At 66.4% G+C, this 1,874-nt stretch carries 2 protein-coding genes; one reads left to right on the top strand and one right to left on the bottom strand.

Going from position 1 to position 1,874, the window contains the following annotated elements; all coding sequences use genetic code 11:
• On the bottom strand, positions 1-1,131 hold a 1,131-nt coding region (locus SY1_RS05210), incomplete at its 3' end, for a class I tRNA ligase family protein (protein WP_208872948.1).
• A gap of 296 nt (positions 1,132-1,427) precedes the next feature.
• Here SY1_RS05210 and SY1_RS05215 point away from each other — a divergent pair.
• A partial coding sequence (locus SY1_RS05215) for an amidohydrolase family protein (protein WP_208872949.1) occupies positions 1,428-1,874 on the top strand: 447 nt, incomplete at its 3' end.

A 1,874-nucleotide genomic window follows, 5' to 3' on the forward strand; every position in this document is an offset into this window, starting at 1 on the left:
CAGGGACATGCCGGCCACGACGGGGACGTCCTGCTCGAAGCGCCCCGTGCTGTCCACGGAGCTCGCGATCCGGAGCCCGTAGCGGATGCCCGTCTCGTAGTCCTCCACGCCGTGACCGGGGGAGGTGTGGATGCAGCCGGAGCCCATGTCCAGCTCCACGTAGTCCGCCAGCACCATCAGGATCTCGCGGTCGTCGTAGAAGGGGTGCGTGCCCTTGAGCCCATCCAGCTCCGCACCGGGGACGACGAGGAGGGGGTCACCCAGGGCAAGCCCCGCGGCCGCGCAGACCGCGCCCTTCAGGTCCACGGCCAGGCAGTACACCCGGTCGCCGCATTCGTAGAACCCGTACTCGTAGCGGGGGTGGACGGCGACGGCGGCGCTGGAGGGCAGCGTCCAGGGCGTCGTGGTCCAGATGACGACGTAGACGTCCTTCCCCTCCAGCTGCGGGAACCGCTTCGTCGCGCCGGGCAGGGGGTAGGCGGCGTAGACGGAGGGGGACTCCTCGTCCCAGTACTCGATCTCGCCGGCCGCCAGGGCCGTCTGACAGTCGATGCACCAGTAGACGGGCTTCAGCCCGCGATAGATCAGATTCTTGTCCACCATGTCGGCAAAGGCGTCGAGCTCATGACGTTCGTAGCCGGGGTTCAGCGTGACGTAGGGCCTCTCCCACTCGCCGAGGCCCCCCAGGCGCATAAACTGCTCCCGCTGCACGTTCAGGAAGTGCAGCGCCGTCTCCCTGCACCTCCTGCGCAGCTCCAGGGGGTCCACGCCGTCCTTCGAGATGTGGCTGTCCCTCAGCGCCCGAAGCTCGATGGGCAGGCCGTGGGTGTCCCAGCCCGGAACGTAGGGGGCGTATCGCCCCGTCATCATCTTGTACTTGACGATGAAGTCCTTCAGCACCTTGTTGAAGGCCGTCCCCAGGTGGATGTTGCCGTTGGCGTAGGGGGGGCCGTCGTGGAGCACAAAGCGTTCCGGGGCGCCTTCCCGTGCCTTCAGGGCCTTGTGGTAGATGTCCTTCTCCTGCCAGAACTTCAGAAAATCGGGCTCCCTCTTCGCCAGATTGGCCCGCATGGGGAAGTTCGTGACGGGAAGGTTCAGCGTGTCCTTATAGTCCTTCTCCTGACTGCTCATGATAAAAAGCTGCCTCCCGAATCATTCCGCGCCCTGCCCGTCCTTCGGGACAGCCGCGCCGGTCTTCCGCCGGACCTCCGCTCCCTGCCGGGAGCGGGCGGACCGACGGCGCGATAATTGACAATCTTATCACACAAACGCGGATTTTGACGGCAAACGCCGCTTGCAAGTCAGGCGATCGTGAGGACAGCACGCCACTTCGGGCGCCGGGCCGGCGTTCAAAAACGCCTTTTGACGTTTATAATAAAGTCAGGAAAATTCAGCGCCCCTCCGGGGGCGAAGGAGGCTGCATTCGGATGCGGCAGACGGAAAGGATTGCCCTGATCAACGGACGCATTCACACCCCAAACGGCATCATGGACTCCCTGACGGTCGAGGCGGGGCGCGTGGCGGCGGTCGGCATGGTGCCCGCCGCGCGACCCTCCGGGGACGCGAGGGTCTTCGACCTGCAGGGGCGCACGGTGCTGCCCGGCTTCTGCGATTCCCACGCGCACTTCCTGCACTGGGCGATGGCTCAGGAGCAGGTTCAGCTTGGGGGGTGCCACTCCATGGACGAGCTCCTGGAGACCCTCGCCAACTTCGCCGCGGAGCACCCCTTCCCCGCAGGCGGCTGGTACCGCGGCCTGGGCTGGACGGCCGAGAACCTGCGGGGCGCCACCCCCACCCGACACGACCTCGACGCGGTCCTCCCCAACGTCCCCGTCATCCTGTGGCGCGCCTGCGAGCACGTGGCCGCGGTCAAC

The organism is Fretibacterium fastidiosum (genome assembly GCF_000210715.1).
Classification (GTDB): domain Bacteria; phylum Synergistota; class Synergistia; order Synergistales; family Aminobacteriaceae; genus Fretibacterium; species Fretibacterium fastidiosum.